Source organism: Actinomadura sp. WMMB 499 (assembly GCF_008824145.1).
Classification (GTDB): domain Bacteria; phylum Actinomycetota; class Actinomycetes; order Streptosporangiales; family Streptosporangiaceae; genus Spirillospora.
On sequence record NZ_CP044407.1, the window covers coordinates 2,840,025 to 2,865,704 of the forward strand.

Below are 25,680 nucleotides of genomic sequence, written 5' to 3' on the forward strand. Positions count from 1 at the left end.
GTGGCGAGCGGTGCTAGTCGCCGCGTTCGAACCGGAAGCCGACGCCCCGCACCGTGGTGATGTAGCGGGGACTGCCGGCGTCGTCGCCGAGCTTGCGGCGCAGCCAGGAAATATGCATGTCGAGGGTCTTGGTGGAACCCCACCAGTTGGTGTCCCACACCTCGCGCATGATCTGTTCGCGGGTCACGACCTTGCCGGCGTCCCGGACCAGGACGCGCAGCAGGTCGAACTCCTTGGTGGTCAGCTGGAGTTCCTGTTCGCCCATCCAGGCCCGGCGCGACTCGGCGTCGATCCGGACCCCCTGGACGATCGGGGTCTCGGTGCTGCCCCGGCGCAGCAGGGCCCGCACCCGGGCGAGCAGTTCGGCGAGCCGGAACGGCTTGGTGACGTAGTCGTCGGCGCCCGCGTCGAGCCCGACGACGGTGTCGACCTCGTCGGCACGGGCGGTCAGGATCAGTATCGGGACTCCGTGCCCCTCGGCACGTACCCGGCGGGCCACCTCAAGGCCGTCGAGCTCCGGCAGGCCGAGATCGAGCACGATGAGGTCCACGCCGCCACCGAGCGCCCGCTCCAGCGCCTGCGGTCCGTCCGGGCTGACTTCGACGGTGTACCCCTCGCGACGCAGCGCGCGGGCGAGAGGCTCGGAGATGGACGTGTCGTCCTCGGCGAGCAGTACTGAGGTCATGAACCGATCGTATGACCAATCTTGACGGTTTCTCGGCCGCCACCGCGCTCTTGACCTGCGGTTTGCCACTCATAGTAGAACCTCGAACACACATCTTTGCCGGTAATCGGGCGAGTCTCGACATCTCACCCATGAAACGGTCAGCCGAGGACGGCCGCGGAGGCCGCTGGAAGGGCCAGCGAGGCCGTTCCGGAATCGCCGATGGAGTCCGTTTCGAGTTTCACGTCCGGATCGGACGCGAGCAGCATGCGGGACGCGGGTGCCGTGATCTCCGCGGAGCGGCCGGACAGGTTGGCGATGATGCGGATACGTCCGCGCCTGATGGTGACGAGGCGTTCCGTCCCGGTTTCCCGGACCTCGGCGTCCACCTCGGTGATGCGCGGGTCGGTCAGGTCCGGGCTGGAACGGCGGAGGGCGATCAGCGCGCGATACCAGTCGAGCAACTCCTGGTGGGGGGCCCGCTCCGGTTCCGCCCAGTCGAGCACCGACCGGTGGAAGGTCTCCGGGGCCTGCGGGTCGGGGATCTCGCCCGCCCAGCCGTGGCGGGCGAACTCCCGGCGGCGGCCCTCGCTCACCGCCCGTCCGAGATCCGGGTCGACGTGGTCGGTGAAATAGCACCACGGCGTGGACGCGCCCCATTCCTCGCCCATGAACAGCATCGGCGTGAACGGGGCCAGGAGGAGGAGGGCCGCCCCCACCTTTTGCATGGGCACGGACAGCGTTGCGCTTATGCGGTCCCCGGACGCGCGATTGCCCACCTGGTCGTGGTTCTGCAGGAACCCCAGAAAACGGTGTGCGGGCGTTGTGCGGACGTCGACGGGACGGCCGTGGAGCCGTCCCCTGTAGGTCGACATCGTGCCGTCGTGGAAGAACACCCGTGTCAGGGTTTTCTTCAGTGTCTCCAGTGACCCGAAGTCACAGTAGTAACCCTGACGTTCACCGGTCAGGGCGGCGTGCAAAGCGTGGTGGAAGTCGTCGCTCCACTGCGCATCGAGCCCATATCCGCCCGCTTCCCTGGACGTCACCAGACGCGGGTCGTTCAGGTCCGACTCGGCTATCACGGAAAGCTCGCGTCCCAGATGGGCGGAGAGGCCCGCGACGGCCTCCGCGATCTCCTCCAGGATGTGCACCGCCCGGTGGTCGGTGATGGCGTGGACGGCGTCCAGCCGGAGCCCGTCCAGGTGGTAGTCGCGGAGCCACATCAGCGCGTTCTCGACGACGAACGCGCGCACCTCGTCCGACCCCTCCTGGTCGAAGTTCACCGCGTCGCCCCAGGGCGTCATGTGGGCGCCGGTGAAGTACGGGCCATAGGAGGCCAGACGGTTCCCGTCCGGGCCCAGGTGGTTGTAGACGACGTCCAGGACGACCGCGATACCGCGCTCGTGGGCGGCGTCCACGAACCGTTTGAGCCCGTCCGGACCCCCGTAGGGCTCATGCGGCGCCCACAGGTGCACGCCGTCGTAGCCCCACCCGTGGTGACCGGGGAACGACGCGACCGGCAGAAGCTCTACCGCGTCGACCCCAAGCGACACGAGGTGGCCCAGGCGTTCGATGGCGGCGTCGAAGGTTCCCTCTGGAGTGAACGTCCCCACGTGCATCTCGTACAGGACGCTTCCAGGGAGCGGACGCCCGCGCCACCCTGCGTCCGTCCAGGCGAACCGGGCGTGGTCGTAGATGCGGCTCGGACCGTGCACGCCGTTCGGCTGGCGGCGGGAACGCGGATCGGGCAGGACCTCGCCGCTCCCGTCGCCGCTTCCGGCGCCCTCGTCGCCCTCGTCGCCCTCGTCGAGGACGAACCCGTAGTCCGTGCCGTGGCCCGCGCCCGGCACGTCCGTCCCCCACCAGCCCGGACGGCCGGGGACGGGCGCCAGCGGATGCCGGGCGAGGCCGGGCGCGGCGCCCGGCCCCGCGTCGCCGGCCGCCGCGTCGCCGACCGCGACGTGGACGCGGCGGGCGTTCGGCGCCCACACCTCGAACCGGGTCAACGCGCGGTCTCCCCGGTCACCTCGAGACCTCCCGGGGGACGAGCAGCGCCACCGGGAGCTGCGCGAACACGTCGGCGGCGTCCAGGGCCGGCCCCAGTGCATCGCGCCGCTCAGGACGTCGTGCCAGCCCTGCCGCTCCGCGTCGATCGTCGTCCCGGCCCAGCCGCCGCGCCGCTCCAGCCCGACCGGGAGCCGGGTGGCGAGCGCGAGCGCGTCGCCGCGGCGGAAGCCGACGACGTGGTCGGCGGCGGGCCCGTGCGCGGCGAGCGGCGCGTACCCGGCGGCGGGCCCGAACCAGTCGGGCCGGGACCGGCGCAGCCGCAGCGCCCGCATGGTGACCAGCAGCTTCTCTCGTCGATGTCCTTGGGGCCGCGCCCGGTGTCGAGCCGGTGCAGGCGCTCGCGGCGCGGCCCGTAGTCCACCGGGCGCCGGTTGTCGGGGTCGACGAGCGCGAGCGCGGTCAGCTCGCAGCCCTGGTAGACGTCGGGGACGCCCGGCATGGCGAGCTGCACGAGCTTCTGCCCGAGCGTGTTGACGCGCGCGTACGGGTGCAGGCGGGAGACGAACGCGGTGACGTCGGTGATCAGGTCGGGATCGGCGAGCACGCGGCGGGCGTGTTCCAGGACGGCGTCCTCGTACTCGGTGTCCCGGTCGAGCCAGGACGTCCGGGTCTTGGCCTCGCGCATCGCCTTGGTGAGGAACTCGGTGAGCCTGCCGGAGTCCAGGGGCCACGCGCCGACGAGCGTCTGCCACAGGAGGTATTCGAGGTCGGGTTCCAGCGGGGAGCGGGCACCGCCCCACCAGTCCCTCCAGCGGTGCACCGCCTCGGCCCACTCGTCCGGCAGTTCCGACAGGACGTGCAGCCAGGCCCGGACGTCCTCCTGGCGCTTGGTGTCGTGCGTGGAGAGCGTCGTCATGGTCTGGGGCCAGTCGCGGGCCAGGCGGATGCAGTGCGTATGGAAGTCCACGGGGTCGACCGAGAACCGGTCCGGGTCGCCGCCCACCTCGTTCAGCGCGGCCATGCGGTTCCACCGGTAGAAGGCGGTGTCCTCGACGCCCTTGGCCGACAGCGGTGCGGTCGTCTGCTGGAACCGGATGATGAACTCGGGGTCGGTCTTCTCGCCCCGGCCCAAGGCGAGGTCCACCACGGTGTCCAGGTCCCCGTGCAGGTCCTCGGACAGGCGTGGGCGCGCGCGCCCGGCGGCTTCCTCCAGTACCTCGACGGCCTGGGGTGGGGCGTCCTCACCTGGCACGACGTACGCGCGGTACACCGGCATCGCGACGAGCAGCTCGACGAGCGCCTGCCGCAGACCCGGACGGTCGCCGCGCGCGGTGCAGGACGCGCGCCAGCCGGTCGACCTCGGACGCAGCCCGTGCTCGGCCGCGTACCGGCGGGACTCGCGCTCGACCCCGGCGAACTCCGCGGGCCCCCCGGTCAGGGCCGTGTAGAGGTCGGTCAGCGGCTCCTCGCCGTCCGGGTCGACGAACAGGCCGCCGATCAGCGACAGCGAGTCGTAGCCGGTGGTGCCCGCGCACGGCCAGTCCGCCGGGAGCCGCTCCCCGCCCTCGGTGACCTTCTCGGCGAGCAGCCACGCGTCCGGGGCGGCGGCCGCGAGGCGGCGCAGGTAGCCGCGCGGGTCGGCGAGGCCGTCCGGGTGGTCGACGCGCAGGCCGTCCACGAGCCCCTCGCCGATCAGGTCGAGCGGCAGCGCGTGGGTGGTGTCGAAGACCTCCCGGTCCTCCTGGCGCAGTCCGATGAGTCCGGAGATGTCGAAGAACCGCCGGTAGTTGGGCTCGCCGTCACCGGGCGTGACGAGCCGCCCGCCGCCCGCGTCCCAGTCCACGTCGAACCAGCGGGCGAAGGGGGACGACCGGCCCTCGGCGAGGACGGCCGTCAGCGGCGCGTTCGGCTCGGGCGGGGCCGGGATCGCCATGTGGTTCGGGACGATGTCGATCAGCAGCCGCAGGCCGTGCGCGCGGAACCGGGTGGCCATCGCGCCGAACGCCTCCGCGCCGCCCAGCTCGTCGGCGAGCCGCGAGTGGTCGACGACGTCGTAGCCGTGCACGGAGCCGGGCGCGGCCCGCAGGACCGGCGACAGGTACACGTGGGACACGCCGAGCGCCGCCAGGTAGGGCGCGAGCGCCGCGGCCTCGGCGAAGCCGAAGTGCTCCGCGGGCGTCCCGCGGAGCTGGATGCGGTAAGTGCCGGACGGGGGCGCGGCGGGGTCGTCCGCCGGGATCTCCTCTGCCATGTCGTCCTCGGTCGGGTCGGGGGCGGAACCCTCGGGCGGGGGAAGTACGCGGTCGGGCGGCCGGTCGGAGGGGTCGGAGGGGGCGGGGCGCCGGTCGGAGGGGTCAGGCACGGCGGAGCACCTGGATGGAGCGCGCGGGCACCTGCACGGTCTCGCGGGCCTTGACCGCCGGCGACTCCTCCTCCGCCAGCAGCGGGTCGGCGGTGTCCAGGACCTTCATCCACAACCGGCCGTACGGTGCGGGAGGCAGGACGAACGGCAGGTCGCCGTCGTGCGCGTTGATCAGCAGCATGAACGAGTCGTCGCGGATCTGCCGGCCGCGCCGGTCGGGCTCGCCGATCGCCTCGCCGTTGAGGAACACGTTCAGCGACTTGTTGAACCCGGCCCGCCAGTCCCGGTCGGTCATCTCCTCGCCGCCCGGCCGGAACCACACCAGGTCGGGCAGGTTCTCCGGCTTCGCCCGGTCGCCGCGCGCCTTCCGCTTCCGCTGGTCGCCGCGGAAGAAGCGGCGGCGCCGGAACACCGGGTGCCCGGTGCGCAGCTTGGACAGGCGCCGGACGAAGTCGAGCATCGGGCCGCGCTCGTCGAAAAAGCTGGCGTCGCGCAGGCCGGTCCAGTCGATCCAGGAGAGCTTGCTGTCCTGGCAGTAGGCGTTGTTGTTGCCCTTCTGGGTGCGGCCCAGTTCGTCGCCGTGGGAGAGCATCGGCACGCCCTGCGACAGGAACAGCGTGGTGAGGAAGTTGCGTTTCTGCCGTTCCCGCAGGGCGATGACGTCAAGGTCGTCCGTCGGGCCCTCAACACCGCAGTTCCATGACCGGTTGTCGTCCGTCCCGTCCCGGTTCCCCTCGCCGTTCGCCTCGTTGTGCTTGCCGTCGTAGGAGACGAGGTCGTGCAGGGTGAAGCCGTCGTGGCAGGTGATGAAGTTGATGGAGGCGATCGGGCGGCGGCCGTCGTCGGCGTACAGATCGGACGAGCCGGTCAGCCGGGACGCGAAGTCGGGCATGGTGCCCGGCCGTCCGCGCCAGAAGTCGCGCACGGTGTCGCGGTACTGGCCGTTCCACTCCGTCCACAGCGGGGGAAGTTCCCCACCTGGTACCCGCCCTCCCCCACGTCCCAGGGTTCGGCGATCAGTTTCACCTGCGAGACGACCGGATCCTGCTGCACGAGGTCGAAGAACGCGGACAGCCGGTCGACGGCGTGCAGTTCGCGGGCGAGGGTGGCGGCGAGGTCGAAGCGGAAGCCGTCCACGTGCATCTCGGTCACCCAGTAGCGCAGCGAGTCCATGATGAGCTGCAGGACGTGCGGGCTGTGCATCAGCAGGCTGTTGCCGGTGCCCGTCGTGTCCGTGTAGTAGCGCGGGTCGTCCTCGGCGAGCCGGTAGTACGAGGCGTTGTCGAGCCCACGGAACGACAGGGTCGGCCCAAGGTGATTGCCCTCGGCGGTGTGGTTGTAGACGACGTCCAGGATCACCTCCATCCCCGCCTCGTGCAGGGCCTTCACCATCGCCTTGAACTCCAGGACCTGCTCGCCCCTGTGCCCGGACGACGCGTACTCGTTGTGCGGCGCGAAGAACCCGATCGTGTTGTAGCCCCAGTAGTTGCGCAGCCCCCGCCGCACCAGGGCGTCGTCGTGGACGAACTGGTGCACCGGCATCAGCTCGACCGCCGTCACCCGAGCGACGTCAGATGGTCGATGATCACCGGGTGGGCGAGGCCCGCGTACGTCCCGCGCAGGTCCTCCGGGACCTCCGGATGGCGGGCGGTCAGCCCCCGGACGTGCGCCTCGTAGATCACCGTCTCGTGGTAGGGGATGCGCGGCGGACGGTCGTCGCCCCAGGCGAAGTACGGGCTGACGACCACCGAGCGCATCGTGTGCCGCGCCGAGTCGGCGTCGTTGCGCGACCCGCCGCCCGAGTCGGGGTCGCCGAACCGGTAGCCGAAGCACGACTCGTCCCAGTCGACCGCCCCTTCGACGGCCTGCGCGTACGGGTCCAGCAGCAGCTTCGCCGGGTTGCAGCGCTGCCCGCGGCGCGGGTCGTACGGGCCGTGCACCCGGTAGCCGTAGCGGTGCCCCGGCATCACGCCCGGCAGGTACGCGTGCCAGACGAACGCGTCGGCCTCCTCCAGGACGACGCGGGTCTCCGTGCCGTCGCGGGCGGGCCCGTCGAACAGGCACAGCTCGACCCGGTCGGCGGCCTCGGAGTAGACGGCGAAGTTCGTTCCGGCCCCGTCGAACCTGGCGCCGAGGGGATACGCCTCGCCCGGCCACACCTGCGCCATGTCCCGCCTCCCGTCGATGCGCTGAAAGCCTTCCCTGCGAAGGCTGGATCACACCGTTCGGGAGTCCTCTGGTCAGAACGGACATCTATGAGTTACCTTAGGGGAGCCTTACCTTAATGAGGCCCGCCTAAGCGGCCAGGTCAGGCGCCCGTGAAGTCGACGGAAGGCCCGAACCGGATGTACGTCTGCATCTGCAACGCCGTCACCGAGGACGACGTGCACGGCTGCATGGCCAACGGTACGTGCGCCACCGTCAAGGACGTCAAGGCCGCCTGCGGCATGCAGGCCGGCTGCGGCTCCTGCACCCGGCGGATCTCCACGCTGGTCAGCGAGTACCGCACCGCGAGCGAGTTCGCGGACGCCATCACCGGCGGGCCGCTCCCGCCGGTGTCCGTCCCCGAGCCCGCGCCCGCGCCCGACACCGTGGAACCCGTCACAGTCGAGCCCGGCCCCGCCGCCCCCGAAACGTTCGCCGCCACCTCGTTCCACGGACGGTCGGCGGCGTCCGAACCGATGATGTCCGAGCAGGTCGGAAGGGGGTCCGCACCGCCCACGGCGGCCTGAGCCTCTCCTAACCGAACATCGGACGCGCTCACCGGCGAGATCCCCGGACGGAGCGCCCGCAAACCGTGCGAGACGGTCATGCACCCATGCCGGTGCTGTGCCAGATCGCTCGGTCATGCAAGTATGTCCGTATGGAAGGCGACAAGGACATCATCAATCTCCTCAACGAGCAGCTCACCGCGGAGCTCACCGCGATCAACCAGTACTTCCTGCACTCCAAGATGCAGCAGAACTGGGGCTTCACCAGGATCGCGAAGCACACCCGCGAAGAGTCCATCGACGAGATGCGGCACGCCGAACGGCTCACCGACCGGATCCTGTTCCTGGAGGCGCTGCCGAACTACCAGCGGCTCGGCACCCTGCGGATCGGGCAGACCGTCTTCGAGCAGCTCAAGGCCGACATGGAGGTCGAGCTCGAGGCCGTCGCCCGGCTGCGCCCCGGCATCGAACTGATGCGCTCGCGCGGCGACGTCACGTCGGCACGGATCTTCGAGGACATCCTGGCCGACGAGGAGGAGCACATCGACTACCTCGAGACCGAGCTGGGCCTGGTCGAGTCGCTCGGCGAGCAGAACTACCTGCAGCGGCTCACCGACGCGCCCGGCGAGGACGTCACGAAGGTGTACTGACGGGCCCGGCGGGCCCGGCGTCCGGCGGTTTCGGGCTGCGGCGCAGCACGTACGGCTGGATGATGCCGAGGCCCTGGACCGGGCGCCGGACGATCCGGGTCACCTCGTAGTCCGGGACCTTCTCCAGCTCCGCCGCCAGTTCCGCGTCGATCACCACCGATCCGGGACGGGCCAGCGCCGTGAGCCGCGCGGCCAGGTTGACCGTGGTGCCGAAGACGTCGCCCATCAGCGGCAGGATCGGGCCGTGCGCCACGCCGACCCGGACGTCCGGCACCTCGGTCTCGTCCTGGATCGCCGCCGCGACGGTCAGCGCGATCTCCGCGCCGACCCGCGGCGACTCGGCGCTGAACAGCACCTCGTCGCCGAGCGTCTTGACCACCCGGCCGCCGCAGGCCGCGATGATGTCGGACGTCGACTCCTCGAACCACTCCACGACCCGGGCCAGTTCGATCTCGTTCAGCTCCCGGCTGACCTGTGTGAACGACACCATGTCGGCGAACCCGACGGTGGTCATGGGGCGTCCGGTGGAGTCACCGTTCTCCCGCGTCGCCGCCGCCGCCAGCGCGCGCGTCCCGGCGGAGGCGAGCTGCCGCCGCCAGGCGTGCAGGACGAGCGGTTCGAACTCCCCGATGTGCGACTCGGCGATCCCCACGATCGCGTTGACCGAGTCCGCGGACGGCGACTCGTTCGGATCCTCGCTGATCATGCTGCGCAGCAGGCTGACCTGCCACTCCGCCAGGCGCGTCATCGTCTGCCCGAACGCGCGGACGAGCCGGATCACGCCCTCCTCGTCCAGCACGCCGTCCTCCACGAGCCGGCGCATGCGGCACAGGGCGTCGACGTCGCCCTCGGTGTAGGCGACGGCGTCGTCGGGCATCGTCGGGTAGCCGAAGGCGCGCCAGATCCGGCCGGAGAACTCCCGGGAGACCCCCGAAAGGCGGACGGCGTCCACGCGCGTGTAGCGCAGCTCGCCGCCCAGCAGGAGTTCCTCGATCTCCTTCGGATCCGGCAATCCGGGTGCCATCCTCCGCCCCTCAGTGCACCGGCGCGGTGGGCTCCGCCGGCGGCGTCGTCGTCCGGTACCAGGACATATCGTGGCAGATCGTCGGGCGTTTCACCCGTCCGTCCCCCGGACGTGTACCACATCCCCCGCGTTGATCGCCCGTTCCCCCGAGGGCCCGGACACCACCAGCCGTCCCGCCCCGTCCACGTCCCGCGCGACGCCCGTCAGCCGCTCGTCCGCGGGCAGCTCGACCCGCACCGTCCGCCCGAGGGTCGCGCAGAGCTCCTTGTACGCGGGGCGGAGGCCGCTCCGCTCCGGATCCCCGTCGAGCGCGACCCACTCCCGGTACCACGTCGCGTACTCCCGCAGGATCGCGCGCAGCAGCGGCGCCCGGTCGCTCAGCGGCGCCCCCTCGATCGCCAGCGACGTCGCCGACGGCACCGGGAGTTCGTCCTCGCGCAGCCCGACGTTCAGCCCGACGCCCACGACCAGCCCGTCCTCGATCCGCTCCGCGAGGATCCCGGCCAGCTTCCGGTCCCCGGCCAGCAGATCGTTCGGCCACTTCAGCCGGACGTCGACCGCGACGTCCGTCCCGGGATCGATCTCATGCGACCACGCGGTCATCCGCCGCACCGCCGTCGCCACCGCGACCCCCGTCAGCAGCGGCAACCAGCCGAGCCGCCCCACCGGCACCGCCGGACGCACCAGCATCGAGAACATCAGCCCCGACCGCGGCGGCGCCGACCACGGCCGCCCCAGCCGTCCCCGCCCCGCCGTCTGCAGCTCGGTGACCAGCACCGTCCCCTCCGGCGCGCCCTCCCGGGCCAGCGCCGCCAGGTCCGCGTTCGTCGACCCGGTCTCCGCCACCACCCGGACGTCGCGCCACAGGCCGCCCGGCGTCACGAGCGCGCTGCGCAGCGCCGCCTCGTGCAGCGGCGGCCGGTCCAGGTCCCCGTACGGTGAATCGCTCACGTACCCATCCAACATCACCGGCCCGCGAGCCGCCGTCTAGGGTGCGGGGCATGGACGGAGTCACCCTGCTGCGGGACCACGAGCACGTCGCCGAGATCGTGCTCGACAGACCGGAAGCCCTCAACGCCCTCTCCACCGCGATGGCCCGCCGCCTCGCCGCCGTCTGCGCCGAGGTCGCCGCCGACGCGTCCGTGCGCGCGGTCGTCCTCGCCGCCGCGGGCGAGAAGGCGTTCTGCGTGGGCGCGGACCTCAAGGAACGCAACTCGATGACCGACGCGGAGATCCTGGCGCAGCGCCCGGTCTTCCGCGCCGCCTTCGGCGGCGTCCTGCACCTCCCCCAGCCGATGATCGCCGCCGTGCACGGCTACGCGCTGGGCGGCGGCTGCGAGATCTCCCTCTCCGCCGACCTGATCGTCGCGGACGAGTCGGCCGTGTTCGGCCTCCCCGAGGTCGGCGTCGGCCTCATCCCCGCGGGCGGCGGCACCCAGCTCGCGCTGCGCCGCCTCGGCCCCGGCAAGGCCGCCGACCTCGTCCTCACCGGCCGCCGCATCGGCGTCGAGGAGGCCCTCGAGCTCGGCCTCGCCGACCGCAAGGTCCCCGCCGGCTCCGCCCGCGAGGAGGCCCGCACCCTCGCGGCGGTCATCGCGGGCAACTCCCCCGTCGCCGTCCGCGCCGCCAAGCGCGCCCTGCGCCAGGGCGCCGGCCTCCCCCTCGAGGCCGGCCTGGAGATCGAGGACAACGCCTGGCGCACCGCCGTCGTCTCCCCGGACCGCGCCGAGGGGATCGCCGCCTTCAACGAGAAGCGCAAGCCGGTCTGGCCTTCTTAGCCCAGGGGGGCGACCCCCTGGAACCCCCGTCACGGGGACGGCGATCCTCACGTGCTGTGCAAGGCCGCCGTGTCCCGCGCGGCCCTCGCACGCACGCTGCGGTCACCGTCCCCGGCGCTTCGCACGACCTCCGGCGCCAGGGCGCCTACGGCCGCGCGAAGCGTGCCCGTGGCCGGGACTCAAAACCCCCTGCAGGCAATGCAGGCACCCGGAGACGACGCCTCCGGACGACCGGGGCGACCCCTGGAACCCCCGCCACGGGGACGGCGATCCTCACGTGCTGTGCAAGGCCGCCGTGTCCCGCGCGGCCCTCGTACGCACGCTGCGGTCACCGTCCCCGCGGGCGATGCGGGCGCTCGGGGACGTCTTCGGCTGGGCGGGGTCAGGTCAGGAAGGTCATGGCCGCCACGACGCCCATGAACAGGTACCCCGCGGTCATCATGTAGCCCATCGCCAGGCCGAACCACGCCAGGACGCGGGCGTCGACCATGTCGATCGTCACCTCGCCCTTGGCCATGCGGCGCAGGGCGAGGTGGCCGCAGACGACCGACGGGACGCCGAACGGGAAGAGCAGCGCGGCGGCGATGGCGAGTCCCGCCTTGCCCTTCGGGGCGCCGGGCGCGACGCCCGTCACGGGGCCGGGCGCGGACCGGCTCGGGAACGCGTCCTTCGAGATGTCGGCCGTGTAGTGCGGCGGGGGCGGGGGAAGACCGTCCGGGCCTGATGGGTGTCCTTTCACCACGGCAGTATCGCGCGCCGCGCGGGCGCGAGCACGATCATCAGCCGGTGTTCTGCAGGCCGGCGGCGACGCCGTTGACCGAGAGCAGGAGGAGTTCCTCCAGGTGGGCGCGCTCGTCCTCGGCGGCGACGCCCGCGCGGAGGGCCTTGAGGGCGCGGAGCTGGAGGTGCGAGAGCGCGTCCACGTAGGGGTTGCGCAGCTCGACGGCGCGGGACAGGACGCGGCGGTTCTCCAGCAGGCGCTCGTGGCCGGTGACGGCGAGGACGAGCGTGCGCGTGCGGTCGTACTCGGCGAGGACGGCCGCGGACAGCTCGGGGCGCTCGCCGAGGGCCAGGTAGCGTTCGGCGATCGCGCGGTCGGACTTGGCGAGGCTCATCTCGGCGTTGTCGAGGAGCGTGTTGAACAGCGGCCACGCCTCGTACGCCTCGCGGAGCGCGGTGAGGTCGCGGCCGTCGTCGGAGACGGCCGCGAGGCCGCTGCCGAGGCCGTACCAGCCGGGGAGGTTGACGCGGGTCTGCGTCCACGCGAACACCCAGGGGATGGCGCGGAGGTCCTCCAGGCCGCGGGCGGCCTTGCGGCGGGCGGGGCGGGAGCCGATGCGCAGGTCGGCGATCTCCTCCAGGGGGCTGACGCGGGCGAACCAGGACGCGAAGCCGTCGGTCTCGATGAGGGAGCGGAACGCGGCCTGGGCGGCGGCGCCGATCCGGTCGGCGAGCGGACGGTACCGGGCGGCGGCCTCGCGGGCGCGGTCCTGGATCTCGCCGGTGGAGGCGAGGAGGACGGCGCTGGTGACCTGCTCGACGTGCCGCCTGGCGATCTCGGGGTGGCCGTACCGGGCGAAGATCACCTCGCCCTGCTCGGTGACCTTGAACCGGCCGCCGACCGAGCCGGGCGCCTGGGCGAGGATGGCGCGGTTGGCGGGGCCGCCGCCGCGGCCGAGGGAGCCGCCGCGGCCGTGGAACAGGGTCAGCGCGACGCCGTGCCGGGACGCCCACGCGGTGAGGGCCTCCTGCGCGTCGTACAGGCGGAGGGTGGCGGCGGCGGGGCCGAGCTGCTTGGCGGAGTCGGAGTAGCCGAGCATGACCTCGAGGCGGCGGCCGGTGTCGTCGAGGCGGCGCCGGACGGCCGGGACGTCGAGCATCCCGTCGAGGACGCCCGGCGCGTTGTCGAGGTCCTCGCCGGTCTCGAACAGGGGGACGACGTCCAGGACGGGCGCCTGCTCGCCGAGGGTCGCGGCGAGTTCGTGCACGTTGGCGATGTCGGCGGCGGTGCGGGTGAACGAGACGACGTAGCGGTGGCAGGCGCGGACGCCGAACCGCTGCTGGATCCACGCGACGACCCGGAGCGTCTCGATGATCTCGTCGGTCATCTCGGACCGCTCGCCGCCGGCGCGGATCTCGGCGAGGGCCTGCTCGTGCAGCTCGGAGTGCTGCCGGATCTCCAGCTCGGCGAGGTGGAACCCGAACGTCTCGACCTGCCAGATGAGCTGCTGGACGCGTCCGTACGCCTGCCGCTCGGCGCCCGCCGCGGCGAGGGACTCCCGGACGGTGCGCAGGTCGGCGAGGAGGTCGTCGGGGGACGCGTAGGCGAGGTCGGCGTCGCGGTCGCGGGTCGCGGCGATGCGGGCCGCGACGTACAGCAGGAACTGGCGGTGCGGTTCGCCGGGCGACCGCTTGGCCATCCGGTCGCTGCGGGCCGGCTGCGCGGTGCGGGCGGCGGCGAGGGCGTTGCGCAGCGCCGCCGAGGGCGGCGTGGTGCTCTCGTGGACGGTCAGTTCGCGGCCGACGCGGGCGCACGTGGTCTCCAGCGCGGACAGGACGTGCTCGGCCTGGATCATGATCGCGTCCCGGGTGACCTGCGCCGTGACGTAGGGGTTGCCGTCGCGGTCGCCGCCGATCCAGCTCCCGAAGCGCAGGTAGGGGCGCGCGGCCGGGGGGCGGGTGCCCGTCGCGTCGCCCTGCAGGGCGCGGTCGAGGGCCCGGTACACGTGCGGGACGACCCGGAAGATCGTCTCGTCGAACGCGGCCATCGCGGTGCGGACCTCGTCGAGGGGGTCCATCTGGGTGCCGCGGCGCAGCGCGGTCCGCCACAGGACGCCGATCTCCTCGCGCAGCACCCGCTCGATCTCGGCACGCTCGTCCGCGCCCGGGCCGGCGTTCAGCCGGCCGAGGAGGTCGCTGATCCGCTGGATGGACGTGACGACGGCGCGCCGCCGGGCCTCGGTGGGGTGCGCGGTGAACACCGGCCGGAACTCCAGGCCCTCGACCAGGTCGGCGACCGCGCCGCCGTCGATCTCCGCGGCGGCCGCCGCGACCGACCCCGGGACGGTGCCGCCGGTGTCGCGCTCGCGCAGGGTGCGGATGCGGTGGTGCTCCTCCGCGAGGTTCGTCAGGTGGAAGTACACGGTGAACGCGCGGGCGACCTCCTCGGCGCGCTCCAGCGACCAGCCGTCGACGAGCGCCGTGACCTCGTCGCCGGGCAGCTCGCCCCGGCGGGCCGCGATCACCGCGTGCCGGAGCCGTTCGACGTCGTCCAGCAGCTCCTGCCCGCCGTACTCGACGAGCCCGTCGCCCAGCATGCCGCCCAGCAATCGGACGTCGTTGCGCAGCGGTTCGGGCATGTCCTGCCGGAGGATCTCACGCGTGTTCGTAGCCACTCGCCCAAGCCTAACGAGGCCGCGCCCGGCGAGTTCATCCCGGTCAGCGGGCCCCGGTCGAATCGCGATCATCAGCGTGCGGTTACTCTGGCCCGCATGGCGATGGAAGCCCCTGAACCCGCCCTGGACTACGACATCCACACAACGGCGGGCAAGATCGCGGACCTGGAACGGCGCCGGTACGAGGCGGTCCACGCGGGATCGGCGCGTGCCGTGGAGAAGCAGCACGCGAAGGGCAAGATGACCGCCCGGGAGCGGATCGACGCGCTGCTCGACCCGGGCTCCTTCGTGGAGTTCGACGAGATGGCCCGGCACCGCTCCACCAACTTCGGCATGGAGCAGAACCGCCCGTACGGGGACGGCGTCGTCACCGGGTACGGGACGGTCGACGGGCGCCCGGTCGCGGTGTTCAGCCAGGACTTCACGGTGTCCGGCGGGTCGCTCGGCGAGGTGTTCGGCGAGAAGATCTGCAAGGTCATGGACCACGCGGTCAAGACCGGCTGCCCGGTGATCGGCATCAACGACTCGGGCGGCGCCCGGATCCAGGAGGGCGTGGTCGCGCTCGGCCTGTACGCGGAGATCTTCAAGCGGAACGTGCACGCGTCCGGCGTGATCCCGCAGATCTCGCTGGTGATGGGCCCGTGCGCGGGCGGCGCGGTGTACTCCCCGGCGATCACCGACTTCATCGTCATGGTGGACCAGACGTCCCACATGTTCATCACCGGCCCGGACGTCATCAAGACGGTCACCGGCGAAGAGGTGACGATGGAGGAGCTGGGCGGCGCCACCTCGCACAACTCCAGGTCGGGCGTGGCGCACTACCGCGGCTCCGACGAGGACGACGCGATCGAGTACGTCAAGGCGCTGCTGTCGTACCTGCCGTCCAACAACCTGTCGGACGCCCCCGCGTTCGACGTACCGGTGGACGTCCAGGAGACGATCGACGAGCTCGACACGCTCATCCCCGACTCGCCGAACCAGCCGTACGACATGCACACCGTCATCGAGCACGTGGTCGACGACGGCGAGTTCCTCGAGGTGCAGGAGCTGTTCGCGCCGAACATGATCGTCGGCTTCGGCCGCGTCGAGGGCCACTCGGTGGGCGTGGTCGCGAACCAGCCGATGCAGTTCGCGGGGACGCTCGACATCGACGCGTCCGAGAAGGCCGCCCGGTTCGTCCGGACGTGCGACGCGTTCAACGTCCCGGTGCTGACGTTCGTGGACGTCCCCGGCTTCCTTCCCGGCACCGACCAGGAGTTCGGCGGGATCATCCGGCGCGGCGCGAAGCTGCTGTACGCGTACGCGGAGGCGACCGTCCCGCTCGTCACGGTCGTCACCCGGAAGGCCTACGGCGGCGCGTACGACGTCATGGCCTCCAAGCACCTGGGCGCCGACATCAACTTCGCGTGGCCGACCGCGCAGGTCGCGGTGATGGGCGCGCAGGGCGCGGTGAACATCCTGTACCGCAAGGAGCTGGCCGCGGCCGACGACCCGGACGCGCGCCGCGCGGAGCTGATCACCCAGTACGAGGACACGCTCGCCAACCCCTACATCGCGGCCGAGCGCGGCTACTTCGACAACGTGATCAAGCCGTCGGAGACGCGCGGGCAGGTCGTGCGGGCCCTGCGGGCGCTGCGCGAGAAGCGCAAGACGCTGCCGCCGAAGAAGCACGGGAACATCCCGCTGTGACCGCCCGGACGGGACGGACGCCCCCGCCGCGACACGCCCGGCGGGACGCGCCCCGTCCGAATTCCGGGCCGACCGGAACCGAGGAGGACGCGTGACCGCCGAAGCCAAGCCGTTCCTGCAGGTCGTACGGGGTGACCCGACGGCCGAGGAGGTCGCGGCGCTGGTCGCCGTGCTGACCGCGCGGGCGGCGGCGGCCGCCGCCGCCCGCGACGGCGGCGGGCCCGCCCGTCCGTCCCGCTGGGCCGACCGGTCCCGGCTGGTGCGCGGCACCGCGGGCCGTGCCCTCCGGCCGAGCGGGCCCGGCGCCTGGCGGGCCAGCGCCCTGCCGGGCTGACGTCCCGTCGACCGGCCGGTCGGCGGCGACTCGCCCGCCGACCGGCCGAAACGACATGTAACCGTGGTTCGCGCCCAGTGTGGCCCTCCACACGAATAAGGTGGAAGGCCATGGCCACCTCGGAGTTCGTCCCACAGCCCGCGCGCTACGCCATCTTCGTCGATGCGGGGTACCTTTTCGCGGCCTCCGGGGCACTGCTGCTCGGCTGCGGTTCCCGGCGCGAGTACCGGGTCGCCGCCGAGAAGCTGATCAAGGCTCTGACCAGCCACGCCGACGACCAGCTCCTCGGCGAGCTGCTGCGCGTGTACTGGTTCGACGCGGCGCCGAAGAAGCAGCCGACCGTCGACCAGCGCGTCATCGCGAACCTGCCGCTGGTGAAGCTGCGGCTCGGCAACCTGAACGCGCAGGGCCAGCAGAAGGGCGTGGACGCGCAGCTCCGCGCCGACCTCGAGGCCCTCGCCCGGCACCGCGCGATCACCGACGCGGTGCTGCTGGCCGGGGACGAGGACATGCTCCCCGCCGTCGAGGCCGCCCAGCGGTACGGCGTCCGGGTGCACCTGTGGGGCGTGGAGCCCACGCACGGGTCGAACCAGGCCGAATGGCTCGTCTGGGAGTCCGACACGGTCGAGGTGCTGCCCGCCGACTTCCTCCGCCCGTACTTCACGAAGGCGAAGGTCCTGCCGGTGCCCGCGCCGGGCACGGCCGCCGCGGTGCGCGAGGCCGCCGAGCGCCGCACCAGCCCCGTCCCGTCCCCGTCCCAGGTGTTCGCGGGCCGCCCCCGTCGGTCAAGCCCGCCGCCGCGGCGGCCGTCCGCGCCGGGACGGTCCCGGCCCCTGGGGGAACGCGACGCCCGCGACCGTCGCCGCGTCCATGAACAACAACGCCGGGACCCAGTCGGACGGACGGCTCGGCCCGGAACGCGACAGCATGCTGGAGATCGGCGAGCACGTCGCCCAGAAGTGGATCTTCGAGCGGGGGCGGGACAACATCCGCGACCTGCTGCCCGGCCCGATCCTGCCGCCGGTGATCGACAAGGAGCTGCTGATCGAGGCCGAGAAGGAGCTCGGCGGCTCCCTGCGCCCCTACCAGGAGGCCCGCACCTGGCTGCGGGACGGCTTCTGGGAGCGGGTCTACCGCGAGTTCGGCATCGGCATCGGCAAGTCCGACTGAGGCCCCGCACACGTTTCGCGGTTGCGCGGACACGGCGTGTCGCCGCCCGGTACAGTCCCGGCCGGAGGTGAGGGCCATGCTTCGACGGCGACGCCGCGGCACCCGCACCGCGCTGCCGCTGGCCGCCGCGTTCGCGGTGACGTCCGGAGTCGTCGCCGCGTGCGAGCCGTCCGTCCCGTTCCACCGGCCCGGCGAGGGCAGGCCGGACGACCCGGTCGTCGGGCTCGGCGGCGCCGCGCCCTACGTCGAGCTGCGGACGCCGCACCCGGCCCGCGACCCCGCCCGCGACCCGGTCCGCGACCCGGCCCGCGGCTCCGCGCCGACCGTCGCGCCCGCCGGCGGGCGGGTGTACGCCGCCACCGGCGCCGGGATGCTCGCGCCCGCCGCGCGGAACCTGCCGCGCCGCCTGTACGTCGCCACCGGCCCGTTCCTCGACGTCGTCGACCCGCTCCGGCTCCGCGTCGTCGACCGCCTCCCGGCGGGCGGCGCCGCGCGCGTCGTCCCGTCCTGGGACATGCGCCGGCTGTGGGCCGCGGACGGCCGGCGCGGCGTGCTCGTCCCCGTCGGGCCGCACGGCGCGCGGGGGCCGGCGGTGCCGGTGCCCGACCCGGCGGGCCTGTACTTCACCCCGGACGGCGAGCTGGCGCTCGTCCTGTCCCGGCGGCCCCGCCGCGTCGGCGTCCGCGACCCGCGCACGATGCGGCCCCGCGCCGCGATCCCGATGCCGTGCGCCGCCCGGCACGCCGACTTCTCCCCGGCCGGGCGCCACCTCGTCGCGTCCTGCACCGCCGCGGGCACCCTGGTCGGCGTGGACGTCCGGGCCCGCCGCGCCACCCGGACCCTGCGCCTGCCCGCGGGCGCCCGCCCCGGCGACGTCCGGCTCTCCCCGGACGGGCGCACCTTCTACGTCGCGGACGCCGCCCGGGGCGGCGTCTGGCTCGTCGACGCCCGGACGTTCGCCGCCGCCGGGTTCCTGCGCACCTCGCCGGGCGCCGCCGGGCTCGCCGTCAGCCGGGACGCGCGCCGCCTGTTCGTCGCGGGCGGCGGTGTTCTCGCCACCGTCGACTTCCGCACCCGCCGCGTCACCGCCCGCTGGCCGCTGCCGGGCCGGACGCCGCCCGTCCTCGGCGGGGTGACCTCCGACGGCACCGCGCTGTGGCTCGCCGACCCGTCCGGCTTCGTGTACGCGGTCTCGACCGCCACGGGCCGCGTCCTGCACCGCATCCGGGTGGGCGGGCGCCCGACGTCCCTGGTCGTCCACCCGCAGCCGGGGCGGTACTCGCTCGGCGGGACGGGGCTGTACCGCTGACCCGGCGCCGGGTCAGCGGGCGGGGGCGCGGGTCCATTCGGGGACGAGTTCCTCGATCAGCGCCTCGGTCTCGGGCTGGAGGCGGTCGAAGAGGGCGTCGCGGCCCAGCCGGGCGCGGAGTTCGTCGACGACGACGCGGACCTGCGCGGTGTCGCCGGTGGCGTGCGTGGCGCGCAGGAGGTCGCGCCACAGGCCCTCGTCGTCGGGGGCGAGGCGGAGGCCGGCGCGGGCGGCGGCGACGGCGCCGCGGGCGTCGGCCTCGTCGAGCCGCAGGACGACGAGGCGGTGCGCGACGTCGATGATGCGGGCGGTCGCCTCGTACTCGAGGTCGTGCCCGGCGAGCCAGGAGTACCGGCCGCGGGGGCGGTCGGCGAGCAGGGGGCCGCGCACGAGGTCGAGCGCGTACGACATGTAGGCGGCCTCGGACGCGGGTTCGGCGGCGGAGCGCCACACGAGCCAGCGGAACACGGCGAGGTCGACGCGGACCTCGGAGCCGAGCCGGATCCGGCCGCGCTCGTCGTAGTACAGGTTCGGGCGGCCGCGCGCGTCGCGGCCGAGCCAGTCGGAGACGCGGGCGACGCACGCGTCGCGGACGCCCGCGCTGACGCCGCGCGGCCAGATCGCCCCGGCGAGGACGGTCGGGTGCACCCCGTTCGGGTGCGCGGCCAGGTGGATGAGGAGTTCGGTGCACAGTTCGCGGCGGCTCTCGTCCATCGGGCCGGGCGCGACGACCTCGATGGGGCCGAGGATCCGGATGTCGACGGACGATTCGCGCACCTCGGGCGGCGGTTCGGCGTCGGCCGGGATCGGCACGGACTCGACGGCGCTCGCCGTGCGGAACAGTTCGAACACGGCGCGGTACTGGTCGTCGCCGACGAGCTGGGCGTCGACGTCGAAGCCGAGGACGCCCGCGTGCAGCCGGCCGGCGTCGTCGAGGTCCCAGCTCCAGGTGGCGCCCTGGACGTCGCCGGGGACGATGTACCCGGCGGCCATCCGGGTGCCGGTGCGGGCGAGCGCGACGAGCCGGTCGGCCTCCTCGGCGGTGGGCCGGTCCGCCATGATCAGGTAGTGCGGCATCCACGCCTCGCCGAACACGCCGCGGCAGCGTCCGGTGAGGACGGAGTCGACGCCGGACGCGGCGAGCGCCTGCCGCACCTCCTCGGCGCGTCCCTCCAGTTCGGGGAGCGCGTCGGACAGGTGCGGGACGGCCCGGACCCGGTCGGGCGCGATCTCGGTGAGGCCCTCGCCGAGTTCGCCGTCGAACCCGACGAGCGTGATCCGCATGTGGTCGGACCAGCGGTTGGTGGCGAGTTCGAGGGCGAGTGCGGCGAGCACGGCGCGGCGGGCGTCCGCGTTCCGCTCGGCCCGCGCGTCCGCGTCCTCCGCGGACTGCTTCCGCCCCTCGGGCCGTTCGCGGTCGTCCGGCCCGCGCAGCGCGATGAGGCCGTGCGCGGCTTCGAGGTCGACGAGGATCCGGCCGTTGGCGTTGGTGCCGATGGACACCAGGCCCGGGTAGGGGGCGAGGACGTCGGCGAGGCCGGACGCCTCGAGTCCGGGCAGCGCGTCGGCGCGCAGCCGCCACACCTGGCCGTCGTCGAACGCCTCCCAGGGCGACGGCGGGTTGCGGTCGGCGGGCGCGATCCACAGGTCGAGGCTGTCGCGCCCGAGGTGCACCCCGAAGACGGTCGGCATGGCCCGGCCGCCCGCCGCCATCGACTTCGACATGTGTCGCAGGCCGAGGTCGAGGAGGCGGGCGCCGTCCTCGTCGGCGCCGAACCGCATCGCCCGCTCGGCCTCGGCGGCCCGCCCCCGCGGCCGGACGATCATGTGGCCGAACGCGCGGTGCCACAGCTGCGCGCGGCGGCGCCGGCCGAGCGCGGTGAGCACCCCGGCGGCGAGCAGGGACGCGACCGCGAGGCCGTGCGGCCATTCGAGGTCGAAGGTCAGGTCGAGGTCGGGGCCGCCGGTGTCGCGCTGGCCGGGGACGGGCGCGCCGCCGCTGTCGGCGCCGCCGGTCAGCTCGCCGGACGGCGGGACGGCCGCGGGCGGCTCCCCGGCCGGTGCGGGCGCGTCCGCGCCGGGCGCGCGGGTCTCGGGGGCCGGGGTCTCGGGGGCGGGGGCGTCGGGGACGGGGGCGTCGGGGGCGGGGGTGCGCGGCGGCGCGGGCGCCGCCGGTGCGGGCTCCGGTTCGGGCTCGGGCTCCGGGGCGGGCGCGGGCCCGTCGGGGACCGCGTGCCCGTGGCGGTAGTACTCGTCCAGGTCCTCGGCCTGGACGACCTGCGCGCCCGTCGCGTCCGCGGGCATCTCCAGCACCCAGCCGGGACGGATCAGGCTCGCGATCGTCAGGCGCGTCCCGTCCGGCTGGACGTGGCCCTTGTTCAGCTCGAAGATCTCCTTGTACCGCCGCCCCTCCCCCAGGCATTTCTCGGCGATCTCCCAGAGGCTCTCGTGGTGGCGTCCCTCGGGCGGCTGCACCCGGTAGATCTTCGTCGTCGCCGCCTTGCGTTCGGCCGCGAGCGCGGCGTTCGCGCCGGTGTCGGGGGACGCGGCGGCGGCGGGGCGCGCGGCGGCCAGGTCGGGGGCGGGGCCGAACTCCTGCGACTGGGCCTGGACGGGCGGCGCCTGCGAGAGCCCGCCGCCGGAGAACGCGGGGACGATCGCGGTGGCGGTGGTGAACAGCAGCAGCGCGGTGACGACGAGGCGGTGCACGAGCGACTGGGTGCCGCCCGCGAGGGGCACCCGGGCGGGGACGCCGACGCCGCGGACGCCCGCGTACACCTCGACGACCACGCAGACGGCGAGCTGCAGCCAGGCGAGCCAGACGAGCGCGACCAGGATCGTGATCAGCGAGCCGGGGCCGACGCGGCGGGTGAGGTCGTCGAGCGTGGGCGCTTCGGCGGGGACGGGCGACCCGAAGAGGGTGAGCAGCGCGACGGGCACGCCGGCGAGCAGCACCGCCAGCGCGACCAGCGCGCCGATCCCGGCCAGGACGTCGCCCGCGCTCCTGCGTCCCCGCGCCCGTGCGGGCGGTCGCCCGTGCCCATGCCGCGTCGTCATCGCGCTCTCCGGTCCCTGAACGTGCTCGACATCGTAAATCCGGGGGTCATGGGGTGTCTCCACCTGTGACCGGACGGGCGGTGGCGTCCGAGGTCATCGTGAACTCGCCGAACCCCGGGAAGACCGCGAGGAACTGGGGCCGCACGTCGATCTGCACGGTGACGGTCACGGCCCCGGTGGACGCGTCGCAGCGGGCGCCCGTCACCTCGTCCCCGTAGGCGCGCAGGAGTTCGCAGGCGGCGGCGCGGGCGCGGCCGGGGTCGAGGACGGGGTCGCCGGTGGCGCGCAGCGCGGCGAGGTCGATCTCGTTGGCGCCGGCGCGGGCGGCCTGCTCGGCCATGTCGGCGGCGCGCTGCCGCGCGTGGATCGCGAGGCCGCCGTCCACCAGCAGGCCCGCGAGGAGGAACACGACCGGGGTGAACAGGACGACGTACAGCGAGACCGTCCCCCGGTCCCGGGGGTCGGCGGCGCGGTTCGGGGGGAGGAGCGTCACAGGCCGTCGCCCCCGCCCCGGTAGGTGTAGGTGTCGATGGGGGCGACGGCGCGGCCGACGAGGCGTTTGGTGCCGGGCAGGCCGATGAAGGCGAGGTCGCCGAGGTCGACGTCGCAGGCGATCTCGACGGTGACGCGCCCGCCGGGGCCCCAGCCGGACACGTCCGTCGTGACGCTCGGGCCGCCCGCGCACCAGGACGTGCCGCGCAGCCCGGCGGCGGCGGTGTCGGCGGCGAACGCGCGGGCGGACGCGGCACCGCGCGCGATGGACGCGGCCCGCGCGGCGTCGCGGGCGGCGCCGTCCATCTGGCTCTGCGCGTCCACGAGCCGCCCGGCGCCCGCGAGGATCAGCAGGAACGCGACGAAGATCGGCGTGACGAGGACCATCTCCAGCGACATCGACCCCCGGTCGCCGCCCCACTCGCGAAGGTTCACGGGGCGCCTCCCTCGCAGGAGGTGCCCGCGCCGACGTCCGGGCGGAAGCACTCGACCGGGCCCTGGGACCGCTGCGACACGTGGAACGTCATGAACGGGATGACGTTCACGGCCTCGCCGCGCACCTCGACCCAGCGCTCGTCGTTCACCTCGCCCGCCGTGATCGACAGCCCGCCGAGCAGGTTCGGGCCGACCTCGCGCACGTCCTGCCCGGCGCGCTCGACCGCCGCGCCCTGCCAGCCGCCGCCGGCGGGCGCGGTGCGGGCGACGCGCGCGCCGGACTGCGCGGCGGCCAGCGCGACGTGCCGCGCGTGGAACACCATCGCGAACTGCACGACGGTGAGCAGGACGAGGATGAGCACCGGGGTGAGCAGCGCGAGCTCCATCGACGACGCCCCGGCGTCTTGCGACCGGAGGCGCCGGACGAACCGCCGCACCGCGGTCAGCCCGTGTTGATGCTGTTGGCCTTGTCCTGCACCTTGGTCATGATGACCCCGCCGATCGCGATCGCGATCGCGGCGAGGATGGCGGTGATGATCGCCCATTCGATCGCCGACGCGCCGCGGCTGCGCTCGTCCTCGTCGCGCAGCCGCGCGATCCGGTCGTCCAGCACGGCGCGCAGGTAGGCGACGGACGGGTCGTTCATCGGGTTCGGCGGCCTCATCGCTGCACCTCCAGGGGGCGGATTCGGGGTTCCGTTTCGAGACGTTCCGGACGTTGGGTCATGCGCTGAGCACCCGCATCAGCGCCGGGTAGGCGAGGAAGATCAGGAATCCGGCGCACAGGAAGAGTTGCGCCACGAGCATCGACTGGGACCGCTCGCCGGCCTTGCCCTCCAGCTCCGACAGCTCCCGGCTGCGCATGGACGCGGCGCGGGCGGCGAGCGACTTGCGGATCTGCGCGCCGTCGTCGGCGACGAGCGCGAGCGCCCCGGCGAGGTCGCGCAGTTCGGCGACGTCCAGTTCCTCGCCGAGGCCGCCGAGGGCCTGCCAGGGGGTGCGTCCGGTGATGCGGGCGTTGCCGAGGGCCTCCCGGATGCGGTGCATCCCCCAGCCCTCGCCGACGTTCGCCGCGCTGACGAGCGCCTCGGGGACGCCGCGCCCGCCCGCGAGGTTCATCGCGACGAGATCGAGGAACGCGCCGACGACGTGCCGGAAGTCCTGGCGGCGGGCCTGCGCCTCCTGCTTGAGCTGCATGTCGGGGAAGAAGAAGAACAGCAGCGCGAACAGCCCGCAGATCCACACCGGGGCCTGGACGGACGTGCCGAGCCCGAGCAGCGCGAAGTACCCGACGACCAGCGGGACGAACAGCAGCGCGGCGGCGGGCAGCAGGAACTTCGTCGCCAGGAACGCCTCCAGCGACCGCTCGGTGATCGCGAGGTCGGCCCGGACGGACCGCAGCTTCCAGCCGCGCGACTCGCAGAACCGCGCCAGCTCGCCGCCGAGCCGGGCGCGCAGCCCCCCGACGCGTTCGAGGGTCGGGGAGATCCGGCCGGGCTGCGGCGCGTCGAGGTCGCGGCGGCGCGCGGCGTCCAGCGCCGCCATCCGCGCGGCGAGCCCGGGACGCGCCGGGAACAGCGCCCGGACCAGGAAGTACAGTCCGGCGCCGACGGCGGCACCGGCGGCGAGCGCGCCCGTCACGAGCCCCCACCTCCCCCGGCGTCCATCGCGTGCCGCCCCCGCAGCGGCTCGCTCTGCCAGCCCGCGACGGTGCTCGGGACCTCGCCGGGGACGCCGGGACGCGGCGCGTTCCGGGGCTCGCTGAGGAACCGCGCGGGCAACTCGTACTTCGACAGCCGCCGCAGCCACACGAACGCCGCCGCGTACAGGGCGACGACGAGGCACAGGACGAGCTGGCCGAGCAGGTCGTCGTACGGTTCGACATACGAGCCGTTGAACACGGCGAGGCCGAGCGCCGTCCCGACCGACACGCCGACGACGATCCGGACGGACCGCCGGGTGGAGCGGCGGTCGGCCTCGACGCGGCGCCGCATGTCGAGTTCGGCGCGGGCGGACGCCGCGAGCGCGCCGAGCATGTCGCGCAGGCCCGGCCCGCGCAGCTTCGCGTTCAGGATCAGGGCGGCGATCACCAGGTCGGCGGACGGGTCGTCGAGGTCGTCGGCGAACCGGCGCAGCGCCTCCGGCATCGGGACGCGGGTGTGCAGCCGGTCGACCAGCTCCCGCAGCGGCACCCGCAGGACGGGCGCGGCGGCCCGCTGCGACGCGGGGATGGCCTGTTCGAGGCCGACGGCGCCCGCGATCGTGTCGCGCAGCGACTCGGTCCACCCGGCGAGCGCCTCCAGCCGCGCCATGCCGCGCCGCTCCTCGGCGGCCCCGCCGACGAGACCGTCCCAGCCGAGGACGAGCGCGCCCGCCCCGGCGGCCGCGATCGGCCAGCGGGTGATCACCAGCACGGCCGTCCCGGCGAGGACGGCCAGCGCGGTGCGGGTGGTGAGGGTCCGGACCAGGTCCTCGCGGCGGCGGCCCTTCGCCGGGCGGGGCCGGGCGGGCAGGCCGCGCAGCGCGGCGCCCAGTAGCAGGACCCCGCCGCCGACCAGGGCGCCCGCGAGGACGGCGAGCAGCACGTCGGGCTCGAACATCAGC

The 25,680-nt window shown here is 73.8% G+C and carries 21 protein-coding genes and 2 pseudogenes; 8 read left to right on the top strand and 15 right to left on the bottom strand.

Annotated features, from left to right (window positions below):
* Positions 1 to 13: 13 nt before the first annotated feature.
* From F7P10_RS12215 to glgX, 4 genes and pseudogenes are all read right to left on the bottom strand, one after another.
* Positions 14 to 685 carry a response regulator transcription factor gene (locus tag F7P10_RS12215; RefSeq protein ID WP_026402549.1) on the bottom strand — a complete coding sequence of 224 codons (672 nt, stop codon included), beginning with the start codon at positions 683 to 685 and terminating at the stop codon, positions 14 to 16.
* 140 nt (positions 686 to 825) lie between these two features.
* Positions 826 to 2,772 carry a malto-oligosyltrehalose trehalohydrolase gene (gene treZ, locus F7P10_RS12220; protein ID WP_218040469.1) on the bottom strand — a complete coding sequence of 649 codons (1,947 nt, stop codon included), beginning with the start codon at positions 2,770 to 2,772 and terminating at the stop codon, positions 826 to 828.
* Between the two features lie 8 nt (positions 2,773 to 2,780).
* Positions 2,781 to 4,922 carry a malto-oligosyltrehalose synthase gene (treY, locus tag F7P10_RS12225; protein WP_254716560.1) on the bottom strand — a complete coding sequence of 714 codons (2,142 nt, stop codon included), beginning with the start codon at positions 4,920 to 4,922 and terminating at the stop codon, positions 2,781 to 2,783.
* 103 nt (positions 4,923 to 5,025) lie between these two features.
* Positions 5,026 to 7,201 (bottom strand): annotated as a pseudogene (gene glgX, locus F7P10_RS12230) (glycogen debranching protein GlgX).
* A 150-nt stretch (positions 7,202 to 7,351) separates the two neighbouring features.
* On the opposite strand from glgX, the gene F7P10_RS43255 reads away from it, so the two are divergent.
* Together F7P10_RS43255 and bfr are read left to right on the top strand one after the other, a co-directional pair.
* A complete protein-coding gene (locus tag F7P10_RS43255; RefSeq protein WP_218040470.1) occupies positions 7,352 to 7,765 on the top strand; it encodes a bacterioferritin-associated ferredoxin in 414 nt (137 codons plus the stop codon).
* 131 nt (positions 7,766 to 7,896) lie between these two features.
* Complete coding sequence (bfr, locus tag F7P10_RS12240) at positions 7,897 to 8,394, top strand: bacterioferritin (RefSeq protein WP_151009458.1); 498 nt, start codon at positions 7,897 to 7,899, stop codon at positions 8,392 to 8,394.
* Here the strand turns inward: bfr and F7P10_RS12245 are convergent.
* Both F7P10_RS12245 and F7P10_RS12250 read right to left on the bottom strand, forming a co-directional pair.
* Positions 8,378 to 9,418, bottom strand: a complete 1,041-nt coding sequence (locus F7P10_RS12245; protein ID WP_151009459.1) for an adenylate/guanylate cyclase domain-containing protein — start codon at positions 9,416 to 9,418, stop codon at positions 8,378 to 8,380. The genes bfr and F7P10_RS12245 overlap by 17 nt on opposite strands.
* Before the next feature lie 90 nt (positions 9,419 to 9,508).
* The gene (locus F7P10_RS12250) at positions 9,509 to 10,369 is read right to left on the bottom strand and encodes a biotin--[acetyl-CoA-carboxylase] ligase (RefSeq protein ID WP_218040471.1); all 861 of its coding nucleotides are present in this window, start codon (positions 10,367 to 10,369) and stop codon (positions 9,509 to 9,511) included.
* A gap of 50 nt (positions 10,370 to 10,419) precedes the next feature.
* Between F7P10_RS12250 and F7P10_RS12255 the strand changes: the two genes are divergently transcribed.
* The gene (locus F7P10_RS12255; protein WP_151009461.1) at positions 10,420 to 11,196 is read left to right on the top strand and encodes an enoyl-CoA hydratase/isomerase family protein; all 777 of its coding nucleotides are present in this window, start codon (positions 10,420 to 10,422) and stop codon (positions 11,194 to 11,196) included.
* Between the two features lie 382 nt (positions 11,197 to 11,578).
* Here the strand turns inward: F7P10_RS12255 and F7P10_RS12260 are convergent, their stop codons facing one another.
* Positions 11,579 to 11,935 carry a hypothetical protein gene (locus F7P10_RS12260; RefSeq protein WP_151009462.1) on the bottom strand — a complete coding sequence of 119 codons (357 nt, stop codon included), beginning with the start codon at positions 11,933 to 11,935 and terminating at the stop codon, positions 11,579 to 11,581.
* Positions 11,936 to 11,975: 40 nt separating this feature from the next.
* Positions 11,976 to 14,555, bottom strand: coding sequence for a phosphoenolpyruvate carboxylase (locus F7P10_RS12265; RefSeq protein WP_254716758.1), 2,580 nt, complete (start codon positions 14,553 to 14,555; stop codon positions 11,976 to 11,978).
* Between the two features lie 132 nt (positions 14,556 to 14,687).
* On the opposite strand from F7P10_RS12265, the gene F7P10_RS12270 reads away from it, so the two are divergent.
* From F7P10_RS12270 to F7P10_RS12285, 5 genes and pseudogenes are all read left to right on the top strand, one after another.
* Positions 14,688 to 16,280, top strand: a complete 1,593-nt coding sequence (locus tag F7P10_RS12270; protein ID WP_218040472.1) for an acyl-CoA carboxylase subunit beta — start codon at positions 14,688 to 14,690, stop codon at positions 16,278 to 16,280.
* Between the two features lie 91 nt (positions 16,281 to 16,371).
* Positions 16,372 to 16,614 carry an acyl-CoA carboxylase subunit epsilon gene (locus F7P10_RS12275; protein WP_151009464.1) on the top strand — a complete coding sequence of 81 codons (243 nt, stop codon included), beginning with the start codon at positions 16,372 to 16,374 and terminating at the stop codon, positions 16,612 to 16,614.
* Positions 16,615 to 16,724: 110 nt separating this feature from the next.
* A pseudogene (locus F7P10_RS44245) lies at positions 16,725 to 17,132 on the top strand (NYN domain-containing protein); the annotation flags it as partial.
* A gap of 352 nt (positions 17,133 to 17,484) precedes the next feature.
* A complete protein-coding gene (locus F7P10_RS44250; RefSeq protein ID WP_254716878.1) occupies positions 17,485 to 17,784 on the top strand; it encodes a hypothetical protein in 300 nt (99 codons plus the stop codon).
* Between the two features lie 76 nt (positions 17,785 to 17,860).
* On the top strand, positions 17,861 to 19,093 hold the full coding sequence (locus tag F7P10_RS12285) for a YncE family protein (protein ID WP_151009465.1): 1,233 nt from the start codon (positions 17,861 to 17,863) through the stop codon (positions 19,091 to 19,093).
* Positions 19,094 to 19,105: 12 nt separating this feature from the next.
* On the opposite strand, the gene F7P10_RS45050 is transcribed toward F7P10_RS12285, so the two are convergent.
* From F7P10_RS45050 to F7P10_RS12320, 7 genes are read right to left on the bottom strand one after another with little or no spacing between them, the layout of a single operon-like run.
* Positions 19,106 to 22,150, bottom strand: a complete 3,045-nt coding sequence (locus tag F7P10_RS45050; protein WP_151009466.1) for a BTAD domain-containing putative transcriptional regulator — start codon at positions 22,148 to 22,150, stop codon at positions 19,106 to 19,108.
* Positions 22,151 to 22,196: 46 nt separating this feature from the next.
* Positions 22,197 to 22,643 (bottom strand): TadE/TadG family type IV pilus assembly protein, encoded by a 447-nt coding sequence (locus F7P10_RS12295; protein ID WP_254716561.1) that lies wholly within the window; start codon positions 22,641 to 22,643, stop codon positions 22,197 to 22,199.
* Positions 22,640 to 23,077, bottom strand: a complete 438-nt coding sequence (locus tag F7P10_RS12300; protein ID WP_254716562.1) for a TadE/TadG family type IV pilus assembly protein — start codon at positions 23,075 to 23,077, stop codon at positions 22,640 to 22,642. Before F7P10_RS12300 ends, F7P10_RS12295 begins: the two co-directional genes overlap by 4 nt.
* Positions 23,074 to 23,463, bottom strand: coding sequence for a TadE/TadG family type IV pilus assembly protein (locus tag F7P10_RS12305; protein ID WP_151009467.1), 390 nt, complete (start codon positions 23,461 to 23,463; stop codon positions 23,074 to 23,076). The genes F7P10_RS12300 and F7P10_RS12305 overlap by 4 nt, the downstream gene beginning before the upstream one ends.
* Before the next feature lie 56 nt (positions 23,464 to 23,519).
* The gene (locus F7P10_RS12310; protein WP_151009468.1) at positions 23,520 to 23,741 is read right to left on the bottom strand and encodes a hypothetical protein; all 222 of its coding nucleotides are present in this window, start codon (positions 23,739 to 23,741) and stop codon (positions 23,520 to 23,522) included.
* Positions 23,742 to 23,799: 58 nt separating this feature from the next.
* A complete protein-coding gene (locus F7P10_RS12315; protein WP_151009469.1) occupies positions 23,800 to 24,717 on the bottom strand; it encodes a type II secretion system F family protein in 918 nt (305 codons plus the stop codon).
* Complete coding sequence (locus F7P10_RS12320) at positions 24,714 to 25,676, bottom strand: type II secretion system F family protein (RefSeq protein ID WP_151009470.1); 963 nt, start codon at positions 25,674 to 25,676, stop codon at positions 24,714 to 24,716. The genes F7P10_RS12315 and F7P10_RS12320 overlap by 4 nt, the downstream gene beginning before the upstream one ends.
* Positions 25,677 to 25,680: the final 4 nt, after the last annotated feature.

Bases quoted from the DNA above. Each gene is read 5' to 3' on its own strand.
- F7P10_RS12215 (WP_026402549.1), bottom strand. From the start codon at position 685: ATGACCTCAGTACTGCTCGCCGAGGACGACACGTCCATCTCCGAGCCT.
- treZ (WP_218040469.1), bottom strand. From the start codon at position 2,772: ATGCACTGGGGCCGGCCCTGGACGCCGCCGACGTGTTCGCGCAGCTCC.
- treY (WP_254716560.1), bottom strand. From the start codon at position 4,922: ATGGCAGAGGAGATCCCGGCGGACGACCCCGCCGCGCCCCCGTCCGGC.
- bfr (WP_151009458.1), top strand. From the start codon at position 7,897: ATGGAAGGCGACAAGGACATCATCAATCTCCTCAACGAGCAGCTCACC.
- F7P10_RS12245 (WP_151009459.1), bottom strand. From the start codon at position 9,418: ATGGCACCCGGATTGCCGGATCCGAAGGAGATCGAGGAACTCCTGCTG.
- F7P10_RS12255 (WP_151009461.1), top strand. From the start codon at position 10,420: ATGGACGGAGTCACCCTGCTGCGGGACCACGAGCACGTCGCCGAGATC.
- F7P10_RS12265 (WP_254716758.1), bottom strand. From the start codon at position 14,555: ATGCCCGAACCGCTGCGCAACGACGTCCGATTGCTGGGCGGCATGCTG.
- F7P10_RS12270 (WP_218040472.1), top strand. From the start codon at position 14,688: ATGGCGATGGAAGCCCCTGAACCCGCCCTGGACTACGACATCCACACA.
- F7P10_RS44250 (WP_254716878.1), top strand. From the start codon at position 17,485: ATGAACAACAACGCCGGGACCCAGTCGGACGGACGGCTCGGCCCGGAA.
- F7P10_RS12285 (WP_151009465.1), top strand. From the start codon at position 17,861: ATGCTTCGACGGCGACGCCGCGGCACCCGCACCGCGCTGCCGCTGGCC.
- F7P10_RS45050 (WP_151009466.1), bottom strand. From the start codon at position 22,150: ATGACGACGCGGCATGGGCACGGGCGACCGCCCGCACGGGCGCGGGGA.
- F7P10_RS12305 (WP_151009467.1), bottom strand. From the start codon at position 23,463: ATGGAGCTCGCGCTGCTCACCCCGGTGCTCATCCTCGTCCTGCTCACC.
- F7P10_RS12310 (WP_151009468.1), bottom strand. From the start codon at position 23,741: ATGAGGCCGCCGAACCCGATGAACGACCCGTCCGTCGCCTACCTGCGC.
- F7P10_RS12320 (WP_151009470.1), bottom strand. From the start codon at position 25,676: ATGTTCGAGCCCGACGTGCTGCTCGCCGTCCTCGCGGGCGCCCTGGTC.